Source organism: Halopseudomonas maritima (genome assembly GCF_021545785.1).
Classification (GTDB): Bacteria; Pseudomonadota; Gammaproteobacteria; order Pseudomonadales; family Pseudomonadaceae; genus Halopseudomonas; species Halopseudomonas maritima.
Genome location: NZ_CP079801.1, coordinates 1,822,539 through 1,845,133, shown reverse-complemented (window position 1 = coordinate 1,845,133; position 22,595 = coordinate 1,822,539). Strand labels below are relative to the sequence as shown.

Genomic DNA, 22,595 nt, shown 5'->3' with positions numbered 1-22,595 from the left:
AATAAAGGGATTCGTGTCATGAGGAAAACACTACTCGGCCTCGTGTTGCTCGCGGCGAGCGTATGGGTGCAGGCGCAAGAGCCTGTTTTCAGGGACGATCATCCGGATACTTACACGGTGGTCAAGGGTGACACCCTCTGGGACATTTCCGGGCGCTTTCTGCGTCTGCCGTGGAAGTGGCCAGAAATCTGGCACGCCAACCCGCAGATATCCAACCCCCATCTTATCTACCCCGGTGATGTGATCTCTCTGGTCTACATCGATGGTCAGCCTCGTCTGATGGTCAATCGCGGTAACGGTGGCACCATCAAGCTGTCGCCGCAGGCCCGCGTGAAGCCGATTGCCGAGGCCATTCCGACCATTCCGCTGGATGCCATCAACGCCTTCCTGCGTGCTGGCCGCATTGTTGAAGACGCCTCGGTAATCGAAAACGCCCCGTATGTCATTGGTGGCGAGGCGGAGAGCGTGGTGCTGGGTGCTGGCAACAAGGTGTATGCCCGTGGCGACTTCTCGGCCAACGTGCCGGCCTATGAGTTCTACCGTCGCGGCAAAACCTATATCAACCCGGAGACCAGTGAGTTCCTCGGCATCCACCTGCAGGAAATCGGCAACGGTAACGTCGCCGCAGTGGAAGGTGACATCGCCACTCTGAACGTCACCCGCAGCCGTCAGGAAGTGCTGGTGGATGACCGCCTGCTGGAGTCTGAAGAGCGCGCCGTGGCGTCGACCTTCTTCCCCAGCGAGCCCAGCCAGGAAATCAACGGCCTGATCATGGATGTGCCGAACGGCGTGACCCAGATCGGTCAGTACGATGTGGTGCTGATCGACAAGGGTGAGCGCGATGGTCTGACAGTCGGCAACGTGCTGGCTATCTACAAGACCGGTGAAGTGGTCCGTGATCGGGTGATGAACGAGCGCGTTCAGCTGCCTGCCGAGCGTGCCGGTCTGCTGATGGTGTTCCGCGCCTACGACAAGATGAGCTACGGCATTGTGCTGCAGGCCAGCCGCCAGATGGCAATTCTTGATCAGGTCCGCAATCCCTGAGTGAGAACGCTGTGACAAGGCCGCCTTCGGGCGGCCTTGTTGTTTAAGCTCTGTCGTTTCCTTCTGATCAGGGACGACCCATGACGCACGACCTGTCCGCCGAGCGGCAGGCCTGGTTGGTGCTGACGCTGCTCGACGGCGCCGGCCCTCGCTTTTTCCAGCGCTTGCGCGCCCACGCTCTCTCCCCCTCCGATCTCCTGACGGCCCGTCCCCAGACGCTGGCTGCCTTGCAGCTTGCGCCCTCGATTCTTGCCGACTTGACCCGCTGGCAGCGCGGCGACGCCGAGCTGCACCAGCGCCTGCAGCGGGCGCTGGACTGGCAGCAGCAGGACGGCTGCCGGCTGCTATTTGTCGATGAGCCCGCGTATCCGCCGCTGCTGGCTGCGATCAGTGATCCGCCGCCGGTATTGTTTGTTCGTGGCAGCGTGCAGGCGCTGCATGATCCGCAGATCGCCATGGTCGGTACCCGTCATCCCAGCGCGCTCGGAGCCGACACGGCTCGCCGCTTTGCCCGTGATTTCACCGCCAGCGGTCTGACCGTCACCAGCGGTATGGCGATGGGCGTGGACGGTGCCTGTCATCAGGGCGCGCTGGAGGCTGGCGGGCAGACAGTGGCGGTCTGGGGCACCGGGCTGGATAACTGCTATCCACGCCGTCATCGGAAGCTGGCAGAGGCGATTGTCGAGCACGGCGGCGCGCTGGTGTCCGAGTTGTGGCCTGACGCCGGCCCGCATCCGTCGCAGTTTCCGCGTCGTAACCGCATCATCAGCGGCTTGAGCCTGGGTACGCTGGTGGTCGAGGCCAGCCTCAACAGCGGCTCACTGATTACCGCACGGCTGGCGCTGGAGCACAACCGCGAGGTGTTCGCCATGCCCGGCTCGATCCACAACGTACAGGCCCGTGGCTGCCATCGCCTGCTGCGCGAGGGCGCCTGCCTGGTCGAGCAGGTGCAGGATGTGTTCGACGCCCTGCGGCTACCGTTGACGGCAGTGCTGGACGAGTCTCAGCCGGCTGAACAGAGCGCCCCGGATACCCCGCTCTGGCGCTGGCTGGGTACTGACCCGGTCAGTCCGGACTGGCTGGCGCAGCAGTCTGGGCTGGGCGTGTCCGAGGTGCTGCAGCAACTGCTCGAGCTGGAGTTGGACGGCCGGGTGCTGGCTGCACCGGCCGGCTATTGTCGTCGCCAGCCTTGAGCCGCCGCGCCGCCTCGGCTACTGTCGCAGGCAGTCAATCGAGGTGGAGTTCACATGCTGGCTAACTGGCGCATTACCCGTCTGAACCGCTTGCTGCAGGCAGGCGGTGTGGTTGCCTATCCGACCGAGGGCGTTTGGGGGCTTGGCTGCAATCCGTGGAACGGCTCGGCGGTAGAGCGCTTGCTCGACCTCAAGCAGCGTCCGGTGCACAAGGGGCTGATTCTGATTGCCGGCGAGATCGAACAGTTCGACTTCCTGCTCTGGGACCTGCCGGACGCCCAACTGGCCAAGCTGCGTCTCTCCTGGCCTGGCCCCAACACCTGGCTGGTGCCGCATCAGGGCCGCCTGCCTGAGTGGATTACCGGCGTGCACGACACCGTGGCGCTGCGGGTAACCACGCACCCCATTGTGCGGCAGCTGTGCGCGGCGGCCGGGCCGCTGGTGTCGACCTCGGCCAATCCGGCCGGTCGCCCTTCGGCGCGCTCGCGGTTGCGGGTGGAGCAGTATTTTCACGGTGAACTGGATGCGGTGGTGCCAGGCGCGTTGGGTGGCGCGCGTAATCCCAGTATCATTCGTGACCTGCGCACTGAAAAAGTCATACGCGGCGTTTGAGCCGCCCCGCTGGAGAAACCCCACGTGAAACAGGACCTGCCCACTGCCGCGGACGTTGCCGAGGTCAAAGCCTATTTGATGGATCTGCAGGACCGCATCTGCGCGGCCCTGGCCGCGGCCGATGGTCGTGAGCAGTTCAGCGAAGATGCCTGGGAGCGCCCCGGCGGCGGCGGTGGCCGCTCGCGCATCATCACCGACGGCGCCTTGCTGGAAAAGGGCGGCGTGGGCTTCTCCCACGTGTTTGGCGACGGCATGCCGCCGTCCGCTACCGCGCACCGCCCCGAGCTGGCTGGCCGTCACTTCCAGGCCATGGGCGTGTCACTGGTGATGCACCCGGAAAACCCCTTCGTGCCGACCTCGCATGCCAACGTGCGTTTCTTCATTGCCGAGAAAGACGGCGCCGATCCGGTCTGGTGGTTTGGCGGCGGCTTCGACCTGACGCCTTACTACGCCAATGAGCAAGACTGCGTGCACTGGCACCGGGTGGCCCGCGACGCCTGCGCGCCCTTCGGTGACGACGTGTACCCGCGCTACAAAAAATGGTGCGATGAGTACTTCTACCTCAAGCACCGTGGTGAGGCTCGTGGCATCGGTGGCCTGTTCTTCGATGACCTGAACCAGTGGGGTTTCGAGCGCAGCTTTGCCTTCCTGCGCGCCATTGGCGACGCCTACCTTGAGGCCTATCTGCCGATTCTCGAACGCCGCCGCAACAGCGTCTATACGGCTGAGCAGAAGCAGTTCCAGGAATTCCGCCGTGGCCGCTACGTTGAGTTCAACCTGGTCTACGACCGCGGCACCCTGTTCGGTCTGCAGACCGGCGGGCGCACCGAGTCGATCCTGATGTCGCTGCCGCCGACCGTGCGTTGGGGCTACAACTGGCAGCCCGAGCCGGGCAGCCCGGAAGCCGAGCTGACCGAGCGCTACCTCACCCCGCGTGACTGGCTGGCAGGAGACGCCTGATGGACCGTTACGCCGTTGTCGGCAACCCGATTGAGCACAGCAAGTCGCCGCTGATCCACGCCATGTTCGCCGAGCAGACCGGTCAGCAGCTGGAATACGGCAAGCTGCTGGCGCCGCTCGACAACTTCATCGGCAGCGTGCGTGATTTTCTGCGCGAAGGCCGTGGCGTCAACGTGACTGTGCCGTTCAAGGAGCAGGCCTGGGCGCTGGTGGATGAACACACCCCGGCGGCCGAGCGCGCCGGCGCGGTCAACACCATCCTGCGTCGTGAGGACGGCAGCCTGCTCGGTGACAACACCGACGGCAAGGGGCTGGTACGCGATATCGAAGTGAATGCTGGCTTGTCGCTCAAGGGCTTGAGTGTGCTGCTGGTTGGTGCCGGCGGCGCGGCGCGCGGGGTGATTCAGCCGCTGCTGGCGGCAGGTCCGCAGCACTTGTGCGTCATCAACCGCACGGTCAGCAAGGCAGAAGAATTGGCGGCGCTGTTTGTCGATCAGGGGCCGATTGCCGCTGCCGGCCTGCAATGGCTGGTGGAGCCGGTTGATCTGATCATCAACGCGACGTCGGCGAGCCTGGCCGGTGAACTGCCGCCGATTCCCGACAGCCTGATCAAGCCTAGCCACACCTGGTGCTACGACATGATGTACGGCGCCGAAGAAACGCCGTTCAACCGTTGGGCCCGCGAGCGCGGTGCGGCGCGCTGCATCGATGGCCTCGGCATGCTGGTGGAACAGGCTGCCGAGGCCTTTACCCTGTGGCGCGGCGTCCGTCCGGACACCGCCCCGGTACTGGCCGCGTTGCGTCAGGCCTGACGCGGCATGGCAGCGGCCAGCTCGGCAGTCAGCCCGAGCGCCGCTGCCACACCACCCTGCTGTAGCGCCTCGATCAGCGCTGACCCCACCACCACCCCATCGGCGACCTGTGCCAGCGGCGCTGCCTGCTCGGCGCGGCGTACGCCGAAGCCGACGCAGATCGGCACCGCACTTTGCGCCCGAATGCCTTGCAGTGCCTGCGCCACTGCGGTGTGGTCTGCCGCACCCACGCCGGTCACGCCGTTGTGCGATACGTAGTAGAGAAAGCCGCTGGCGCGATCCAGCACCTTGGGCAGGCGCTGGGCGTCGGTGGTGGGTGTCGCCAGGCGGATCATCTGCACGCCGTAATCGCGGGCCATCGGCCCCAGTTCGTTGTCGTGCTCCGGCGGCAAATCGACCACCAGCAGCGCATCGACACCGGCCGCTGCCGCGTCACGAATGAACGCCTCGCCACCGTAGCGGTGAATCGGGTTGTAGTAGCCCATCAGCACCAGCGGCGTGCTCTGATCCTGCGTGCGGAAGGCGCGCACCAGCTCCAGCGTGCGCTGCTGGTTTTGCCCGCCTTGCAGTGCACGCAGGGCGGCAGCCTGAATGGTCGGGCCATCGGCGGTCGGGTCACTGAACGGCATGCCCAGCTCGATGATGTCGGCGCCGGCGGCGGGCAGCCCTTTCAGCAGTTCCAGACTGGTGTCGAAGTCCGGGTCACCGGCGCAGATGTAGGTCACCAGCGCGGCGCGGTTGTCGCGGGCGCAGTCGGCAAAGCGTTGTTCGAGACGGCTCATTACTTTTCCTCCATCAAGCCCGGCAGGCTGCGGGAAACTATCTGCGTTGTCCCTGCTGCGTTAAAAACAGGCTCAAAATGCTCATTTATCAGGCATAAACTGCGCTTTTTCGCCTGTTTTTGCCTTGCATGTCCTGCCTCGATTACGTTTCTCACAAGCCTGCCTCCAGAATGGTCGGCATGTCCTTGTCACCCCGGCCGGACAGGCAGACCACCATCAGATGATCTTTTGGCAGTGTCGGTGCGCGGCGGGCCACTTCGGCCAGCGCGTGCGAGGTTTCCAACGCCGGGATGATGCCTTCGGTACGGCAGCAGTTGTGGAAGGCATCCAGCGCCTGCTGGTCGGTTACCGCGACGTATTCGACGCGGCCCTGCTCGTGCAGCCAGGCGTGCTCGGGACCAATGCCGGGATAATCCAGACCGGCGGAAATCGAGTGCGCGTCGGCAATCTGGCCGTCAGTATCCTGCAGCAGGTAGGTGCGGTTGCCGTGCAGCACGCCGGGCGTGCCGCCCTTCAGGCTGGCGGCGTGCTTGCCGGTGTCGATGCCGTGACCGGCCGCTTCTACGCCGACCATCTGCACCTCGGGGTAATCGAGGAAGGGGTGGAACAGGCCCATGGCGTTGGAGCCGCCGCCGATACAGGCGACCAGACTGTCGGGCAGGCGGCCTTCGCGTGCCAGCATCTGCTGATGCGCCTCACGGCCGATGATCGCCTGAAAGTCGCGTACCAGCGTCGGGTAGGGGTGCGGGCCGGCCACGGTGCCGATCATGTAGAAGGTGTTGTCGACGTTGGTTACCCAGTCGCGCAGCGCCTCGTTCATGGCGTCTTTCAGGGTGCCGGTGCCGGAGGTGACAGGCACGATCTCGGCGCCCAGCAGGCGCATGCGGGCGACGTTGTCGCGCTGGCGGTGAATGTCGGTCGCGCCCATGTAGACCACGCACTGCAGGCCGAAGCGCGCACACACGGTGGCGGTGGCCACGCCGTGCATGCCGGCGCCGGTCTCGGCGATGATGCGCTGCTTGCCCATGCGGCGGGCCAGCAGGGCCTGACCGATGCAGTTGTTGATCTTGTGCGCGCCGGTGTGGTTCAGCTCCTCGCGCTTGAAGAAGATCTTCGCGCCGCCGTGCTGCTCGGTCAGCCGCTCGGCGAAATACAGCGGGCTGGGGCGGCCGACAAACTCGGCGTTGAACTGATCCAGCTCGGCGATAAACGTGGGCTCGGCGCGGGCCTCGTTGTAGGCCTGCTCAAGCTGCAGCACCAGCGGCATCAGCGACTCGGCCACAAAGCGGCCGCCAAACTGGCCGAACTGCCCGAGCGCGTCGGCCTCACGGCGATAATTACGATGGGACATGGAATACCTCCTGAACGATGGACGCAGGTTAGGGCAGACAGCGCGCGGAAAAAATCGATAAGATGGCCGCAACCTGTGAGAAAAAGTGACAAGTCCCATGGCCAGAGAGCTTCCCTCACTGAATGCCCTGCGTGCCTTTGAAGCAGCAGCCCGGCTGGAAAGCGTGAGTCAGGCGGCGACTGAGCTGCACGTTACCCACGGCGCGGTCAGTCGGCAGATTCGTCAGCTTGAGGACGAGCTGGGCGTCGCGCTGTTCAGCAAGGCCGGGCGCGGAATCAGCCTGACCCCGGCCGGCCGCCAACTGCGCGACGCCTGCCGCGAGGCGTTCGACGGCTTGCGTGACAGCTGCGTGGCGCTGCGTCAGGAACAGCTACAAGCGCCCTTTCTGCTCGCTTGCCCCGGCAGCCTATTGGCGCGCTGGTTTATCCCGCGGCTGGACCGCCTGAACGCCGAGCTGCCCGAGCTGAACCTGCACCTGTCTGCCTCTGAAGGTGAGCTGGACCCGCGCCGCCCCGGCGTCAGCGCCACTCTGCTCTACGCCGCGCCGCCGTGGCCGGCCGACATGCGGGTGTATCCGCTGCGCCAGGAGCGCATTGGCCCGGTGCTCAGCCCGCGCTACGCAGGTGCCGCCCGCTTGCTCGACCAACCCGCCGAGGCGCTGTTGGGGGAAGCGCTGCTGCACACCCGTTCGCGCCCCGGAGCCTGGACTGACTGGGCTGACCTGCAAGGGCTGGACGCTAGCCAGCTGCGCACCGGTCAGGGCTTTGAGCACCTGTATTACCTGCTGGAGGCGGCGCTCTCGGGCCTTGGCGTGGCCATCGCGCCGCAGCTGCTGGTCGCCGACGACATCGCCGCTGGTCGCCTGCTCGCGCCCTGGGGCTTTGTCGAAACCCGCCATCAGCTCGGCCTCTGGGTGCCGGAGCGCCAGCCGCAGGGCCCGGCGCAGCAACTGGCCGACTGGCTTGGCCACGCCCTGCAGCAGGCCGATGCATGAAGGGCTTCGCCACCCTTGGCCTCGGTGTCTGTCTGCTTTGGTTGTCGGGCTGCAGCTCGGTCGGCTACCTGTATCAGAGCTGGCAGGGCCAGCGCGCGCTGATGGCTCGCGCCGAGCCCATTGAGCCGCTGATTGCCGACCCGCAGACCGACCCGCAACTGGCCGAGCGCCTGCGCACCGCCAGTCAGATTCGCCGTTACGCGGTGGCGGCGCTGGCCCTGCCGGACAACACCACCTATACCCGCTACGCCGCGCTGCCCGGCGCCTATCCGCTGTGGAATCTGTTTGTCACCGACGAGCTGTCATTGGCGCCGGTGCAGCACTGCTACCCCTTCTTCGGTTGCATCGCCTACAAGGGCTATTTTGATCAGGCCCGCGCCGAGCAGGCCGCCGCCGATTGGCGTGCGCGGGGTAAAGACGTCTACGTCGCGGGTATTCCGGCCTATTCCACCCTCGGCTGGTACGACGACCCGCTGTTCAGCTCCATGCTGCACTGGAGCGACGACTACCTGGCCGAGATGCTGTTTCACGAGCTGGCGCACCAGCGGTTTTATGTGAGGAATGACACCGCCTTCAACGAGTCCTACGCCAGCTTTGTCGGTCGGCAGGGGCAGCGTGAATGGCTTGAGAGTGCGGGGCGCGCAGCCCAGGATCCGGCCGGACGCGAGCGCGAGCGTGGGTTTGTTGAGCTGGTACTGGCGGCGCGTAGCGAGCTGGAGATGCTGTATCAGAGCGACCAGCCAGACGCTGCCAAGCGCCGCGACAAGGCTGCGATTCTCACCCAGCTGCGCAGCGACTACGCCACCCTGCGCGATAGCCAGTGGAACGGTGATCCGCGCTTCGACCACTGGTTTGCCGCTGACCTGAACAACGCGAGGCTGCTGCCGTTTGGCCTTTACGACCAGTGGGTTCCGGCCTTTGCGTGTCTGTATCAGCGCAGCAACGGCTGGGCCGACTTTCACCAGCGGGTTGAGGCGCTAGGTGCGTTGGAGCCGGAGGCGCGCACCGCCGCGCTGGGGCAGCAGTGCGGCGAGTAGCATGCTGTCTGCGCAGGTGGCAGCGGACGCGACATGTCGCGTCCCTACGGCGGAACAGGTAGCTTCCTTGCGTGGGGCCACGGCATGCCGTGGCCGAGTGGCGATCACATCATAGCTGCTGACAGAAGCGCGCCATCGCCTGTGCCAGTTCGCGCAGCGCCGGGTTCAGGCGCTGGCGATGAATAAGCAACAGGTGCACGGGCGCCAGCTCGCCTGGCAGCTCCGGCAATAGTTGCACCAGCTCGCCCGAGGCCAGCTCGCGGGATACATCCAGATAAGACTTGTACGCCACGCCCAGCCCCCGCAGCGCCCACAGCCGCACCACGTCACCATCGTCGCTGATACGCGTACCACGCACCTTGATCTGTGGCTCGCCCGGCAGGTCGAAGCGCCAACGGTCGTGCACCGCGTCGCCCAACCGATAGAGCAGGCAGGCGTGCTGCTGCAGCTCGCTCAGCGAGCCGGGTTTGCCGTGTCGGGCCAGATAATCCGGTGAGGCGACCAGCACCCGGCGGTTGTCGGGGGCCAGCGGCAGGGCGATAAAGCGCGAGTCTTCCGGTTGGCCGTAGCGCACCGCCAGATCAATTGGCTGCTGGTACAGGTCGGCCACCCGATCACTCACCTGCATCTCCAGCCGCACCGCCGGGCGCTCGGCCAAATAGTCCTCCAGCCAGTCGAGCAGATGGCTGCGCGCCAGGTTGGATGGCAGGGTCAGGCGCAGGGTGCCGGTCAGCGCGTGGGCGTCGGCGTCCAGCGCCTGTTCGGCATCTCGCAGGTGTTGCCAGGCCTGCCGTGCATCGGGCAGAAAGCGCTCGCCCGCCTCGCTCAGGCGCAGGCGGCGAGTGGTGCGCTCGAACAGCCGCACGCCCAGCTGCGCTTCCAGCCGCTTGATCGCCGCACTGGCGACCGCCGGGGCCACGTCCAGCTGGCGCGCCGCGGCAGAAAAGCTGCCGGCGTCTACCGTAGTGAGGAACAGCGCCAGGTCATCGAGTCGTTGGATTTTCATCGTAATGAATAAAGTGATTTGCTTTTGCGCATCTTTTTCTTCGTATCCGCGCAAGTCAAGCTGTACGCAACTGACTTAACAGCCCCGGAGGCACCTGAATGAAAGCAATTGGATACTTTGAAGCTGGCGCGCTGGACCGCGCCGATGCCCTGATTGACCTGCAACTGCCCATGCCCGCCCCCGGCCCGCAGGACCTGCTGGTCAAGGTCGCCGCTGTGTCGGTTAACCCGGTCGACACCAAGATCCGTTCGCGCCGCTCTGCTACTGGCGATACCCCGGAAGTCATCGGTTGGGACGCGGTCGGTGAGGTGGTCAGCTGCGGCAGCGCCGTTTCCGGCTTCGCGGCTGGCGACCGGGTCTACTACGCCGGTGCGCTGGAGCGGCCCGGCAGCAACGCCGAGTATCAACTGGTCGACGCCCGCATTGCCGCCCACGCGCCGCTGTCGTTGTCCGCTGCCGAAGCCGCCGCCCTGCCGCTGACCGCGATCACCGCCTGGGAGCTGCTGTTTGATCGGTTGGCTGTGAATGAGGGCGGCGGTGAGGGCCAGACCCTGCTGGTGGTTGGCGCCGCCGGTGGCGTCGGCTCGATTCTGGTCCAGCTCGCCCGCCAGCTGACCAAGCTCACTGTGGTTGGCACTGCCGCCCGCGCCGAGAGCGTTGAGTGGGTCAAGGGGCTGGGCGCGCATCATGTCATCGACCACAGCCAGCCGCTGCTGCCGCAGTTGCAGGCGCTGGGTATCAAAGACGTGGAGTTGATCGCCTCGCTGACCCACACCGATCAGCACTACCCGCAATACGGCGACTGCATCGCCCCGCAAGGCCGCCTGGGCGTGATCGACGACTTTGGCCCGCTCGACATGAGCGTGCTCAAGCGCAAGTGCGCGTCCTTCCACTGGGAGTTCATGTTTACCCGCAGCCTGTTCGAAACTGCCGACATGGCAGAGCAGGGCAAGTTGCTGCAGCGGGTGGCCGAACTGGTCGACGCCGGCACCCTGCGCAGCACCCTGGGTGAGCACTACGGCGCGATCAACGCGGCCAACCTCAAGCGCGCCCATGCGTTGCTGGAGAGTGGCAAGGCGCGGGGCAAATTGGTGTTGGAGGGGTTCTGACAGCTGCTCCGCCGCAGCGCACCGGCTATTTTCTCTGCTGTAAGGGCGCAGCAGGTCGCGCCCTTGCTGATCCCAGCGCCCTAAGTGGTTGATCCCACGCTCTGCGTGGGATCGCCTGTCAGAACGCTGTGCGTTCGGCTTTGCTGTTTAGTACCCCCAGTAGAACGGCCTGATTACTCGCCTTCTAAGGCGAGCCAAGGGGCGGCCGCTTTGGCGACCCCCTCGGCCGCCCGACTACGCAGCCCTTGGGGGTCGCTGCGTTTATTCCCGCCAGCCTTGCGCGACTCCCCCGGGTAAACGGGGGCTGTGCATCCGCCACGTTATGAAGGCGCCGCCGTCAGGCTGCGGTACTCAGCCTAGATACAGGGTTGGCAAATACGCCTTGTGGTAGCACTATCAAAGCACCGCACTTCTCGCGGCCCCATCGGGAGGCATGGATGCTAGACAGACTCGACTCACTTCAGCCCGGATATCCGGCAGCACCCTCACCTGCGTGCAAACCCTCGCCGTGGGGCAACGGAGCGTTAAACCTCGCGCGGCTTAACGTTCAGCGCTCGCACGAAATGGCGGTTAACTCATTGAAATACAAAGGGATACGGAGCTGCGCCATTCGGCGCTATGCTGCGTATTAAAGTTAGTGCGATCTAGTTACTGTTAGGATTATGCACACAAAATAACTTCACTAGAGGAAAACGAGTTTGATTAGAATTGGCGGGCTGTCTTTAATCCAGTCTCACACTTTGCTGATACCTGCGACTGAGTCGGCTTTCATCCAGATTAAACCCGAGGATGCTGAATCTCCTCTAGAGGTCGAGATTCGCTTTATCGAAGAAGAACTCCAAGGAGACGAAAAGAAACGGCCCAAGTCTGGGCTTTCGATAGAACCAAACGACGACTACGCAACAATTACTTTCAAAAACTGGATTTCACCTTTGGGTTCGTCGCTCCAAAAGGCAATACCATTTGCTTCGAGCGAAGAAGGTGATGAGATTCTGCTCATGGCCTCCGCCAATAAATCTGGTGACGTTTACGTGTTGAACATCCAGTTTTTGCGAAAGGAGGCGAGCGATGAGTAGAGATACCTATTACGCCTCCCGGATTAGGCACGTCGAGGTTCATGAAGTACACAGCAATTTGACGGCAGAAGTAATAGAGATTACATCCGAGAAACTAGAGATAATATTACGTGAACATGTTGATTGTCTGGCAAGAGAGCGGGAATGGCAGGCGCCGCTAGGCATTCTAGTCACTATTCTTGTTGTGCTGTTGACCACCAATTTCAAGGCCTCGTTTGGACTGTCGGCAGACACCTGGACGGCATTTTTCTTATTGTGTTTCGCGGTTTCCGGAATTTGGCTCGTTAGTTCCCTCGTTCGGAGGAGAAGAAGCCTGTCGGTGCACGAGCTACTCGACAAAGTAAAGAATAAATCCTAACAATCGCAAGCACCGGACCCATTTCCGCTTGCGCTTCAATGGGCCGGTGTTGCGGGTGTTAGGCAATCAAGGAAAATATGAGCTTCCCCAAATATAATCAGACTAATTCTCAAGAAAGGTTAGGAGTAAATGCTGTAGCTGAAGCTATGGCAAAAACTGGCCAGATTTGGCGTGAAACTCCAATGGCTGACGTTGGGATTGATGGTCAGATTGAATATGTTAGTCCTGAAGGGTTCGCAACTGGAAGGATGATTGCTGTTCAAATAAAGTCAGGGCCATCATTCTTTAAAGAGAGCAAAGGAGATTGGGTTTTCCACCCAGAGAAGAAACATCGATTTTACTGGGAAAGATTCCCGTTGCCTGTACTTATAATTATTCACAATCCAGATACCAATTTAAGTTACTGGCAAGATGCTCGTCAGGCCTTAAGGGTTGCCAAGCCATCAGATGCAAAGGGCATTAGTATACCCAAGTCAAATGTCCTACAAGCTACCAGCGCTCAAACTCTCTTTGAGGGGTTTGCGGTGATAGATCAAGATTTTATGTCAGTCGAAGAAGTTTTGGACTATTTGATTAAGACGAAAAGTGGCAGCGCATCATTCCCTGTCTCCTATTTAAATCTATTCTGCTCAGGCCTGACTAATATCTGTCGCTCTTTGTACTTTGGTATGGATGTAGCGATGACCGTGGCAGAAGTTGAATTACATAATAAAAACTCACCCTTCGGAATCGGGGTGGGCGACCCTGAGCAGAACTTCCTGTTTGATTATATAAAATTCATTGTACACCAGCGTATAGCTGATGTTGATTTCTCGGATTGCATGATTGATTGGTATGATCGCGAAATGCAGCCATCATTTATGGCGCCACTGACCTCTAGAGGTAAAGAATTAGTTCGGCTTATCCATGATTTAGAAGGTAAACTTAAGTCGGAAGGGAAAATAGAAGACACTGGGAACTTGCATGCAGCACAAGAGGGTTTTGTGCAACTCCTATTTACCCCAAGCGAGATACAGAGAATTGAACTTACAAACAAAGTTCAGAGTGAGTACTTAAAGAATGCCTAACAAGCGCATGTTGTCGGACTGGTTTTCCGCTGCGCTCCAAACCAGCCGCAAATGCGGGCGTCATGCATCAAAATAGATCGCAACGATGAACAAAGGAGCACTAACATTCTTTTGCGGAAAAATGGGTGCAGGGAAGTTTGCCGAAGCTAGTGAGGTCGCACAGAAAAGCAATGCGGTATTGCTTCCAGAAGATGAATGGTTTGCGTCACTTTATCCAAATAAGACTTCATCACTAAATGACTATGTCGAATATTTAAATCTAGCTGGTGTCGGACGCACCTGCACTGGCGCTACGGCGCGTCTAGAGCCAGGGCGTTATACGTAGTAGGCGTCTACCCTCTAATATGAAAAACAAGTGAGGTTTTGCTATGTCGTATGTTGATGGTTTTGTAGCTGCAGTTCCTGAAGCAAACAAAGACAAGTATATTGAGCACGCCAAAACTATGGCTCAGGTTTTCAAGGAGAACGGTGCATTACAGGTTGTAGATACATGGGGAGATGACGTGCCTGATGGGGAAATAACGTCATTTCCTATTGCCGTGCAAAAGAAAGAGGGCGAAGTTGTAGCCTTTTCTTGGATTGTATGGCCATCCAAAGACGTAAGAGATGCGGGGTGGCAGTCATCTATGGAAGATCCAAGGATGAACTCGGAAACCAACCCCATGCCCTTTGATGGTAAGCGCATTATATACGGTGGGTTCAACATCATCTCAGAAGTGTAGCGGGTATATATAAGCCACATAACCAGGCCATCAAAGGGCATTGTGTCTTCCGCTGCGCGTTGGGGCGGCTACGCTCTTTACCCCAACGCTCCACGTTATAAACAATGACCCACCGGCTGGCGGCAGGCGATGAAAATGGGCATTCTCTGCAAGGAAAATGCCCAGGTTTAAGCACCTTGGTTACGCCCCGGCTATTTTAGCGCACTGATGTCAGCACCAAAATTGATATGAAAGGCAGCGCCATCCAATACCAGCGCTGGCACGGATTTGACACCCGCCGCTTCAGCCTCTTCTACGCGAGACCTGGCTTCGCCGAGATGCACAATTTCCACATCATATCTTGAAGGATCCAGTGCATTGGCTACATGTTGTTCTGCAGCAACGCACACGGGGCAGCCTGCATGGTAAAAAACTGCTTTCGCTTTCATAATCGTTTTCTCCTGCATCGATTTTGGTGTGTGCAGCTATTACACAATCATGCTAGGTGCTTTTTCAGCAGCCCGAAAGCAGGCACTTTTTGGTTCCCTAGGAACATATTGGTGTAAGATCTTGAAAATGAAGAATATAAAAAATACGTCGCGCACAACGCCATCGGCTTACCGTCAGCTTGAAGAAGTTATCGGTTGCAAATGGTCGGTAGCCGTTTTGAAAGCGGTCGCAGATAACATTACGCGCCCCGGAAAGCTGGAGCGCCATATAGACGGCATTTCAAAAAAAGTTCTTTCGGAGAGGCTGCGCAAATTAACCGACTATGGCTTGCTGCAAAAGCATGCTTATGCCGAAGTGCCTCCAAGAACAGAATACTCTCTCACAGAAAACGGCAAAAAGTTAATCTCCATTATTGAGCAGGTTAAGGCGTTAGATATGGAAATAAAAAACGCCTAACACGCGCTGTGCTTGGCTGGTAATACGCTGCACAGTAGCTCGTCGTCAGGGCGAAAGGCCGTCAGGAATCGCCCGCCGCCATGCCAACCCGACGTAGAGCATTGGCGCAATCAGCACCGCCGCCGCTCGCCACTCCGGTCATCCCCGCGCTGGCGCGATCCACTGCGCGGCACTTATTTCCCCAGTACCAGCTCCCTTGCCAGTGCATTGTGCTCCTCAATAATCAACGGTAACTCCCGCGTCAGCAGCACGCCGTCTTCAATCACCTGACGGCCATTGATGATGCTGTGGGCGACGCGTTGCGGGGTGCAGAAGACGAGGGCGGCGATGGGGTCGATGAGGGCGCCGGCCAGGGCGATGTCGTCGGTGCGGAAGGCGATGATGTCGGCGCAGTAACCGGGCTGGATACGGCCCAGCACGTCGCTGCGGCCGAGCACTTCTGCGCCGCCGCGGGTGGCGATGTAGAGCGCTTCGCGGGCGCTCATGGCGGTCGGGTTTTCATCGCGCACGCGGGCCGAGAGCATGGCCTGACGGGCTTCATCGAGCAGGTTGTTGGTGTCGTTGGAGGCGCTGCCGTCCACGCCCAGGCCGACCTTCACACCGGCGTCGCGCATCTTGCGGATCGGCGCGATGCCCGACGCCAGGCGCATATTGGAGCAGGGACAATGGGCGACGCCGGTGCCGGTGCGGGCGAACAGGGCGATGCCCGGGTCATCCAGATGCACACAATGGGCGTGCCAGACGTCGCGGCCTACCCAGCCGACCGACTCGGTGTATTCGGTCGGGGTCATGCCGTAGCGCTCCTTGCTGAAGGCAAGGTCCTTGGCGTTTTCGGCGGTATGGGTGTGCAGGCCAACACCGTAAGAGCGCGCCAGCGCGGCGCCTTCGCGCATCAGGTCGGTAGTCACGGTAAAGGGTGAACAGGGGCCGAGGGCGACCTTGATCATGCCATCGGGCGTGGCGTCGTGCAGCGCTTCTACCACGCGCTGCATTTCCTTGAGGATGGCCTGTTCATCTTGCTCCACCAGGGCATCCGGCGGCAGCCCACCCTGGCTTTGGCCCAGACTCATGGCGCCACGCACGGCGTGAAAGCGCATGCCCATTTCCTGCGCGGCCTGCACGCTGTCGTCCAGCCGGGTGCCGTTGACGTAGAGGTAGGCGTGATCGGCGGCGGTGGTGCAGCCCGAGAGCATGAGTTCGGCCATCGCGGTGCGGGTGGCGGCGCGTTGCATCGCCGGGGTGATGTTCTGCCAGACGGGGAACAGCGCGGTCAGCCAGTCGAACAACTCGGCGTCCTGGGCGGCGGGCAGGGCGCGTGTGAGTGACTGGAACATGTGGTGGTGGGTGTTGATCAGGCCCGGGATCAGCACATGGCCGGTCATGTCGATGACGCTGTCGGCGCTGTCTGGCAGCTCGCTGGCGGGGCCGACCGCTTCCACGCGGTTGCCGCGAATAAACACGGAACCGTTGGCAATTTCGCGTTGTTGGTCATCCAGGGTGGCGATGACCAGCGCGTTCTTGAGCAGCAAGGTGGGTGACATGACATTCCTCGATATTCGTTATGTTGACCAGCAGGACAGAAAATCTCTCAGCGCGCGACATGCAATTGTGGGGCCGCTGCAATGCCGCGCAGATTGGGTGCCATAGCCGCTATTTCAGCACAGCATCAGTGCATTCACCGGCGAGGATGGCGCGCAATTGCGCACTCAAGCGCGTGCCAGAGCCTTTGGCACAGCCCTTGCTTTTCAATTCCTGCTTACTTGGTCAGGTTATGAGTCGTGTCGTCCTGAACACGGGTTCGAGGACTAAACCGCAGGTTGCATAAACCCACCGCCGCTTGGCGGCGGTGCATGTACCCGCATCAGGAGACACTGATAACAATGGACTCAATACCGGTAATCGACTTTTCGCCCTTCATCAACGGCGACGCGGCCGCCCGCGCCGAGGTGGCGCGGCAGATGCGTCAGGCCAGCAGCGACTGGGGCTTTTTCTACCTGTCTGGCTGCTGCATGCCCGCGGACCAGCTGGCACAGGCCTTTGCGGCCTCCAAGGCGCTCTTTGCATTGTCCGACGACGACAAGCAGGCCATCGCCTGGCAAAACGCCGAGAGTAACCGTGGCTACGTTGGCGTGCGCCGCGAACGGCTGGACCCCGGCAAGCCCGGCGACTTGAAAGAAGCGTTCAACCTGGCGCCGGACAGCAAGGATGGCCCGCGCAACCTGTGGCCCGCTGCCCTGCCCGCCTTCAGGCCACAGATGGAAGGCTTTCTGGCCGAATGTATCGCTACCGCCGATCGGGTGCTGGAGGCCTTTGCCGTGGCGCTCGATCAGCCTGACGACTTTTTTGTCAAAGCCCACAACCGTCATCACCATACCCTGCGGCTGCTGCACTACCCGGCGTTGCCGGCCGGCTTTGCGCCCCAGGGCGGCGAGACCCGCGCCGGTGCGCACACGGACTACGGCAGCATCACCCTGCTGTTTCAGGACGACGCCGGCGGGCTGGAGGTGCGCACCCGCGCAGGCGAGTGGCTGGCCGCCACGCCGATTCCGGGCACCGTGGTGGTCAACACCGGCGACCTGATGCAGCGCTGGACCAACCATGTGTTCTGCTCTACCCCGCACCGGGTCAATGTGCCGCCGCAGGCGCAGCAGCGCGATCGCTACGCCATCGCCTTCTTTGGGTATCCAAACCATGATGCCGAGATCGCCTGCATCGACACCTGCGCCAGCGTCGATAACCCCGCGCGCTACCCTCCGATTTCCGCAGGCGAGCACCTGCTGCAACGCCTCAAGGCCACTTACTGAGTTTACCCCCCAAGGAGTTTTACCCATGCAATTCACTTCTCTGAAACTGACCGGCCTGGCGCTGGCATTGGGCTTTAGCGCTGCCTCTGCCCAGGCCGCAGAGCTGACGCCGGTTAGTGTCACCACCACCTGGTACGCACAGGCCGAGCACGGCGGGCTGTACGCCGCCAAGGCTGCCGGCATTTATGAACAGCACGGCCTGGATGTGACCATCGAGATGGGCGGTCCGCAGGTCAATAACGTGCAGCTGTTGGTGGGTGGCAAAACCGATTTCAGCATGGGTTACGCGCTGCAATCGCTGAATGCCGTAAAGCAGGATATCCCGCTGGTGACCGTGGCGGCCTGGTTCCAGAAAGACCCGCAGTCGCTGGTGGTACACGAGGGCGCAGGCAACGACAGCCTGGAAGACCTCAAAGGCAAGGGCATTCGCATCCCCACTGCCGGTCGCGTCGCCTACTGGCCCTGGATGAAGGCGCACTACGGCTTTGCCGATGAGCAGCTGCGCCCCTACGACTACAGCTTTGGCCCCTTCATCGCCGACAAGCAGGCCATTCAGCAAGGTTACGTGACCAACGACGGTTACTTCCTGGCTAAAGAAAACGTGGCAGCCAAGAGTCTATTGCTGGCCGACTACGGCTGGAATGCCTACTCCGCCACGCTGGATACCACCGCCGAGATGCTGGAGAAGCATCCGGACGTGGTGAAGGCCATGGTCGAGGCAACGGCTGAGGGCTGGGCCGCCTACTTTGCCGACCCGGCGCCGGCCAATGAGCTGATCAAGCAGGCCAACCCGGAAATGGCCGACGAGCTGCTGGCCTACAGCACCGCCAAGATGCAGGAAGAGGGCATTCTGCTGTCGGGCGATGCGGCTGCTGGCCAATACGGCATCATGACCAGCGCACGCTGGAAAGGCTTCTATGACGACATGGTGGCGGCCGGCACCCTGCCTGCTGACCTGGACTGGCAAAAGGCCTTTGACCTGAGCTTCGTCCAGGATCTGTACGGCGCAGAGTAAACGCCCGTAGCGGCTGGCCGGGCTACCAGCCCGGCACGGTCGGGGTCGGGGCGGGAATCCAGCTGCCGCTGGCCAGCCAGATGGCCGCGCCGGCAACCAGCAAGGCCATCACCAGCGCCCGCCAGCCGCCGCCGCGTAGCGGCTCAGCCTGGCTGGCGGGCACCTCGGCCTGGCCGTGAAACATCGATTCCAGCAGCTTTTTGCCGCGCGCGCGGTAGACGATGATCGCCAGCACATGCAGCGCCAATAGGGCGTAGATCAGCTCTTCGGTCGAGCGGTGCCAGCCGCTCAGCAGGCTGCCGGTGTCAAAAGACACCAGTTGGCTCAACGGCCCGAAAAACGCCACGTCGTCACCACTGAACAGCCCGGTAACGGCCTGAAACGCCAGCAACCCCAGCAGCGCAAACACCGAAGCGGCGCCCAGCGGATTATGCCCCGGCCGCTGCCACTGTCCGTTCAGGTAGGCTCTGATGCGCGCTGGCGTTGGAAAGAAACTGGCAAAGCGCGCGTGGGTGCTGCCCGCCACACCCCAGACCAGCCGAAACGCCAGCAGGCCGATCACCGCCAGGCCAAAGCGCTCGTGCCATAGCATCCAGCCATCGCCCAGGCTGATGGTCACCAGCGCGCCGCTGACGCTCAGGGCCAGCAGCCAGTGGAACAGACGCAGGGGCAGATCCCAGACCAGGGTTTTCATCAGACAGGCTCTCGATCAGACAACAGGGCCTGCAAGGCTAACCCCCGGCCAGAGCCCCCGCAAGCCTCTGACAGGAGGCGATACGCGCTCAGACTTCCATATGCCGGCCCAGCTTATCGCGCAGCAGCTCCGGGTTGTTGCCGGCCGCCTTGTCCAGCTCGGCCAGGTCTTCGGGGATGTACCAGTGCAGTTGGTCTGAGTGGTAGCTGGCCCACACCACCTTGGCGATTTCGACCGCTTCAATCAGGCGGAACGGGCCTTTATCCGGTGCGGCAGCCATCAGCTCTTCGCTCGGCATACCCGTCTTGATCAGCCCCGGCAGCGCGTCAGCGCAGCGGATGTCGTAGCGGCGGAACTCGTTGGACAGCGCCTCGGTCAGGCCTTTTACCGCGTGTTTGCTGGCCGAATACACCGCGATCAGCGGCATGCCCATAGTGGCTGAGGACGATGAGGTGTTGAAGCACAGCGCGTTGGGCGTGGCCTTGAGCAGCGGCAGCGCGCAGTGGGTGCCGTTGAGCACGCCGATCACGTTGACGTTGATGATGTTCAGCTGATCTTCAAACGGCAGTTCGTCGAAGAAGCCGCGCATCACAATGCCGGCGTTGTTGAACAGGATATCCATACGCCCGTCGGTTGCCGCGCCGAAGGTTGCTACGGCAGCCTCAAACTGCGCCTTGTCGCTGACATCCAGCGTCTGGATCACGCAATTGTCTGCGCCCAGCTCCGCCTGCAGCGCTTGCAGTCCGGTCAGGTTCAGGTCAAAGGCACCAACAAACCAGCCCTTCTGATGAAACAGCCGCGCCGTTTCCCGCCCCATGCCTGATGCCGCGCCAGTAATAAAAATCGACTGCCGTCCCGCTGCCTGTGCCATGTCCCGTCCTCTTGTTGGTGTTGTGGATGCCTCGACGTTAGCACCGGCAGACGGCCTTGGGAGCCAAGCGGCAGCAGCATTGATTGAGGGGCAATCAGTGGGGTGATGGGGCGGGCGAGCTGTCGCCAAGGTATGACAACCCGCGCTGGTTGCCTCAAGGCCGCTACTGAGTCTCGCGCTCCTCTGCTCGCAGGGTAAGTACCTCATACCCGTCGGCGGTCACGGCAATGGTGTGCTCCCACTGGGCCGACAGCTGCTTGTCACAGGTCACCACTGTCCAGCCGTCCTTCTTGGTTTTAACCCGGGCCTTGCCCTGATTGATCATCGGCTCGATGGTAAAGGTCATGCCTTCGCGCAGCACCAACCCCTTGCCCCGGCTGCCAACGTGCAGAACCTCTGGCGCTTCGTGCATCTCGCGGCCAATGCCATGCCCACAGAACTCGCGCACCACGCTGTAACCGTTGCGCTCGGCGTGGCGCTGGATGGCGTAGCCAACGTCACCCAGAGTCGCGCCCGGCTTGACCACCCTGATGCCCTCCCACATGGCCTCATAGGTCCGGTCGACCAGCAGTTGCGCCTCCGGCGTCACCTCGCCAATCAGATACATCTTGCTTGAATCGGCGATGAAACCGCCCTTTTCCAGGGTGATGTCGATATTGACGATATCGCCCGCCTTGAGAATCTGCGTTTCCGACGGCACCCCGTGGCAGACCACATGGTTGACCGAGCTGTTGAGCACGTACTTGAAGCCGTACTGCCCCTTGCTGGCCGGGCGCGCTGCCAGCTGATCGACAATGTAGCGCTCGGTCAGATCGTTGACCTGCATGGTCGACAGCCCGGCCCTGATGTGCTGGTCAAGGTAGGCAAAGACCTCGGCCAGCAGCTTGCCGGACTGGCGCATCAAGGCCAGCTCCTGCGGTGTTTTCAGGCGCACGTCAGACATTGGCAACCTGCCTTGGGTCTACGTCCGCGTGCCGCAGCTGTTCACGCATGATGTCGATAAACGACAGGGTCGGGTTGGCCTCGGCCAGCATGCCGACCTTCATCCAGTATTCGGCCTGCGCATTGATCGAGCGCACCATCACGGCGCTGGCCTTGCGCACGTCCTCGTGCAGCTCATCGTTGATCTTGACGATCCCCATAACGGCGCCTCTATATGAAATGTATATGGATAATATATACATCATATTGCCCGGGCAACGCGCCGCAGTGCAGCTCAAGTTTGTGCCCAGCCGTGCTCTTACGGTTTTGCCCGGTGCTCGTACGTGGCGTTCAGGCGGCCTGCCAGGTACTCGGCACAGGTAATTGGCTGGTACTTGGGGGCCTCGCCCGGGATGACGTCGCGCGGGTCGACGATGGAGTCGGGGTTTACTTCCAGGAAGAAGGCGATGGAGTAGCGTTCCTGCTCCGGCGGGCGCACGCGGTGCGGGGTGGAAACGTAGGTGTCGTTGCTCCAGCGCATCAGACAGTCGCCGATGTTGCAGACAAAGGCGCCTTCTACATGCGGTGCGTCGATCCATTGGCCCTGACGGGTCAGCACTTGCAGGCCGGCAACCTTGTCGGTGGCCAGCAGGGTGACGTTGCCGTAGTCGGTGTGGGCACCGGCGCCGCCGTCTTCGCGGTCGATCTGACCGGCGCTGGCCGGATAGCGCAGCATGCGCAGGGTGGCGATGGGGCTGTCCAGGTGCGCGTCGAAGAAATTCTCCGGCAGGCCCAGGTCGATGGCAAAGCCCTTGTGGATCAGGCGGCCGAGATTCAGACAGCCGTCGAAGTAACCGAGCATGGCGTCACGCCAGCCGTCGAGCGGCGGCCAGAAGTTGACCCCACGGAAGGGCTTGCCGGCCAGTACGTCCGGGTGGTCGGCCGGGAAGTCGGTGCCGATGTTGAAGGCTTCCTTCATGTCGGCGCCGGCTTGCGGGTTGAGCTTTTCGTCGGCCATGGCGACATAGCCGCGGTTGTGCGGCGACTTCTTGATCGACATGTCCTGCTTGGTTTCCAGCGGCAGCTCGAACACCCGCTTGGCGTTGGCGAATGCGCCGGCCATGACGCCTTCCGGGATGCCGTGATCAACGGCGTAGAAGAAGCCGATGTCACGGCAGGCAACGCCCAGTTGGCGGGCGGTTTCGGCGCGGACGGCCGGGTCTTCGCTGTTCAGGCCAGCGACGGAGATAAGGGGCAGTGATTGCATGTGATGACTCCTGAC

At 61.7% G+C, this 22,595-nt stretch carries 25 protein-coding genes; 15 read left to right on the top strand and 10 right to left on the bottom strand.

Features of this window, described 5'->3' with window-relative positions:
• Positions 1–18 precede the first annotated feature (18 nt).
• The 5 genes from HV822_RS08465 (at position 19) to aroE (ending at position 4,621) form a co-directional block, all read left to right on the top strand.
• Positions 19–1,044 (top strand): LysM peptidoglycan-binding domain-containing protein, encoded by a 1,026-nt coding sequence (locus HV822_RS08465; protein ID WP_238873425.1) that lies wholly within the window; start codon positions 19–21, stop codon positions 1,042–1,044.
• A gap of 80 nt (positions 1,045–1,124) precedes the next feature.
• Positions 1,125–2,237, top strand: coding sequence for a DNA-processing protein DprA (gene dprA / locus HV822_RS08460; protein WP_238873424.1), 1,113 nt, complete (start codon positions 1,125–1,127; stop codon positions 2,235–2,237).
• A 54-nt stretch (positions 2,238–2,291) separates the two neighbouring features.
• Positions 2,292–2,849, top strand: a complete 558-nt coding sequence (locus HV822_RS08455) for an L-threonylcarbamoyladenylate synthase (RefSeq protein ID WP_238873423.1) — start codon at positions 2,292–2,294, stop codon at positions 2,847–2,849.
• Between the two features lie 78 nt (positions 2,850–2,927).
• On the top strand, positions 2,928–3,809 hold the full coding sequence (gene hemF, locus HV822_RS08450; RefSeq protein WP_238873567.1) for an oxygen-dependent coproporphyrinogen oxidase: 882 nt from the start codon (positions 2,928–2,930) through the stop codon (positions 3,807–3,809).
• Positions 3,809–4,621 (top strand): shikimate dehydrogenase, encoded by an 813-nt coding sequence (gene aroE, locus HV822_RS08445; RefSeq protein WP_238873422.1) that lies wholly within the window; start codon positions 3,809–3,811, stop codon positions 4,619–4,621. Before hemF ends, aroE begins: the two co-directional genes overlap by 1 nt.
• Here the strand turns inward: aroE and trpA are convergent.
• Positions 4,612–5,403 (bottom strand): tryptophan synthase subunit alpha, encoded by a 792-nt coding sequence (gene trpA / locus HV822_RS08440; protein ID WP_238873421.1) that lies wholly within the window; start codon positions 5,401–5,403, stop codon positions 4,612–4,614. The genes aroE and trpA overlap by 10 nt on opposite strands.
• A 151-nt stretch (positions 5,404–5,554) precedes the next feature.
• Positions 5,555–6,754, bottom strand: a complete 1,200-nt coding sequence (gene trpB, locus HV822_RS08435) for a tryptophan synthase subunit beta (RefSeq protein ID WP_238873420.1) — start codon at positions 6,752–6,754, stop codon at positions 5,555–5,557.
• Between the two features lie 97 nt (positions 6,755–6,851).
• Here trpB and HV822_RS08430 point away from each other — a divergent pair, with 97 nt between their 5' ends.
• Both HV822_RS08430 and HV822_RS08425 read left to right on the top strand, forming a co-directional pair.
• Positions 6,852–7,748, top strand: coding sequence for a LysR family transcriptional regulator (locus HV822_RS08430; RefSeq protein WP_238873419.1), 897 nt, complete (start codon positions 6,852–6,854; stop codon positions 7,746–7,748).
• Positions 7,745–8,785, top strand: a complete 1,041-nt coding sequence (locus HV822_RS08425; protein ID WP_238873418.1) for an aminopeptidase — start codon at positions 7,745–7,747, stop codon at positions 8,783–8,785. Before HV822_RS08430 ends, HV822_RS08425 begins: the two co-directional genes overlap by 4 nt.
• 109 nt (positions 8,786–8,894) lie before the next feature.
• On the opposite strand, the gene HV822_RS08420 is transcribed toward HV822_RS08425, so the two are convergent.
• Complete coding sequence (locus HV822_RS08420) at positions 8,895–9,791, bottom strand: LysR family transcriptional regulator (protein ID WP_238873417.1); 897 nt, start codon at positions 9,789–9,791, stop codon at positions 8,895–8,897.
• Positions 9,792–9,889: 98 nt separating this feature from the next.
• On the opposite strand from HV822_RS08420, the gene HV822_RS08415 reads away from it, so the two are divergent.
• From HV822_RS08415 to HV822_RS08395, 5 genes are all read left to right on the top strand, one after another.
• Positions 9,890–10,900, top strand: a complete 1,011-nt coding sequence (locus HV822_RS08415; RefSeq protein WP_238873416.1) for a zinc-binding alcohol dehydrogenase family protein — start codon at positions 9,890–9,892, stop codon at positions 10,898–10,900.
• A 698-nt stretch (positions 10,901–11,598) separates the two neighbouring features.
• Positions 11,599–11,976, top strand: coding sequence for a DUF6864 domain-containing function (locus HV822_RS08410; protein ID WP_238873415.1), 378 nt, complete (start codon positions 11,599–11,601; stop codon positions 11,974–11,976).
• 435 nt (positions 11,977–12,411) lie between these two features.
• Positions 12,412–13,401 (top strand): DUF4365 domain-containing protein, encoded by a 990-nt coding sequence (locus tag HV822_RS08405; protein ID WP_238873414.1) that lies wholly within the window; start codon positions 12,412–12,414, stop codon positions 13,399–13,401.
• Positions 13,402–13,486: 85 nt separating this feature from the next.
• Positions 13,487–13,726, top strand: coding sequence for an ATP-binding protein (locus HV822_RS08400; protein WP_238873413.1), 240 nt, complete (start codon positions 13,487–13,489; stop codon positions 13,724–13,726).
• A gap of 43 nt (positions 13,727–13,769) precedes the next feature.
• The gene (locus HV822_RS08395) at positions 13,770–14,123 is read left to right on the top strand and encodes a DUF1428 domain-containing protein (protein ID WP_238873412.1); all 354 of its coding nucleotides are present in this window, start codon (positions 13,770–13,772) and stop codon (positions 14,121–14,123) included.
• A gap of 191 nt (positions 14,124–14,314) precedes the next feature.
• Here HV822_RS08395 and HV822_RS08390 read toward each other — a convergent pair whose 3' ends face one another.
• On the bottom strand, positions 14,315–14,551 hold the full coding sequence (locus HV822_RS08390) for a thioredoxin family protein (RefSeq protein WP_238873411.1): 237 nt from the start codon (positions 14,549–14,551) through the stop codon (positions 14,315–14,317).
• Between the two features lie 127 nt (positions 14,552–14,678).
• Here HV822_RS08390 and HV822_RS08385 point away from each other — a divergent pair, with 127 nt between their 5' ends.
• Positions 14,679–15,008 (top strand): winged helix-turn-helix transcriptional regulator, encoded by a 330-nt coding sequence (locus tag HV822_RS08385; RefSeq protein ID WP_238873410.1) that lies wholly within the window; start codon positions 14,679–14,681, stop codon positions 15,006–15,008.
• A 173-nt stretch (positions 15,009–15,181) separates the two neighbouring features.
• On the opposite strand, the gene HV822_RS08380 is transcribed toward HV822_RS08385, so the two are convergent.
• A complete protein-coding gene (locus HV822_RS08380; protein ID WP_238873409.1) occupies positions 15,182–16,549 on the bottom strand; it encodes an 8-oxoguanine deaminase in 1,368 nt (455 codons plus the stop codon).
• A gap of 339 nt (positions 16,550–16,888) precedes the next feature.
• On the opposite strand from HV822_RS08380, the gene HV822_RS08375 reads away from it, so the two are divergent.
• Positions 16,889–17,812 (top strand): isopenicillin N synthase family dioxygenase, encoded by a 924-nt coding sequence (locus tag HV822_RS08375; RefSeq protein ID WP_238873408.1) that lies wholly within the window; start codon positions 16,889–16,891, stop codon positions 17,810–17,812.
• Between the two features lie 25 nt (positions 17,813–17,837).
• Positions 17,838–18,827: an ABC transporter substrate-binding protein gene (locus HV822_RS08370; protein ID WP_238873407.1), complete on the top strand. Its 990-nt coding sequence runs from the start codon at positions 17,838–17,840 to the stop codon at positions 18,825–18,827.
• Between the two features lie 22 nt (positions 18,828–18,849).
• Here HV822_RS08370 and HV822_RS08365 read toward each other — a convergent pair whose 3' ends face one another.
• From HV822_RS08365 to HV822_RS08345, 5 genes are all read right to left on the bottom strand, one after another.
• Complete coding sequence (locus HV822_RS08365; RefSeq protein ID WP_238873406.1) at positions 18,850–19,521, bottom strand: cytochrome b/b6 domain-containing protein; 672 nt, start codon at positions 19,519–19,521, stop codon at positions 18,850–18,852.
• An 88-nt stretch (positions 19,522–19,609) separates the two neighbouring features.
• The gene (locus tag HV822_RS08360; protein ID WP_238873405.1) at positions 19,610–20,392 is read right to left on the bottom strand and encodes an SDR family oxidoreductase; all 783 of its coding nucleotides are present in this window, start codon (positions 20,390–20,392) and stop codon (positions 19,610–19,612) included.
• Positions 20,393–20,555: 163 nt separating this feature from the next.
• Positions 20,556–21,335, bottom strand: a complete 780-nt coding sequence (map, locus tag HV822_RS08355; protein ID WP_238873404.1) for a type I methionyl aminopeptidase — start codon at positions 21,333–21,335, stop codon at positions 20,556–20,558.
• On the bottom strand, positions 21,328–21,534 hold the full coding sequence (locus tag HV822_RS08350; protein ID WP_238873403.1) for a ParD-like family protein: 207 nt from the start codon (positions 21,532–21,534) through the stop codon (positions 21,328–21,330). The genes map and HV822_RS08350 overlap by 8 nt, the downstream gene beginning before the upstream one ends.
• Positions 21,535–21,632: 98 nt before the next feature.
• Positions 21,633–22,580: an isopenicillin N synthase family dioxygenase gene (locus tag HV822_RS08345; protein WP_238873402.1), complete on the bottom strand. Its 948-nt coding sequence runs from the start codon at positions 22,578–22,580 to the stop codon at positions 21,633–21,635.
• Positions 22,581–22,595: the final 15 nt, after the last annotated feature.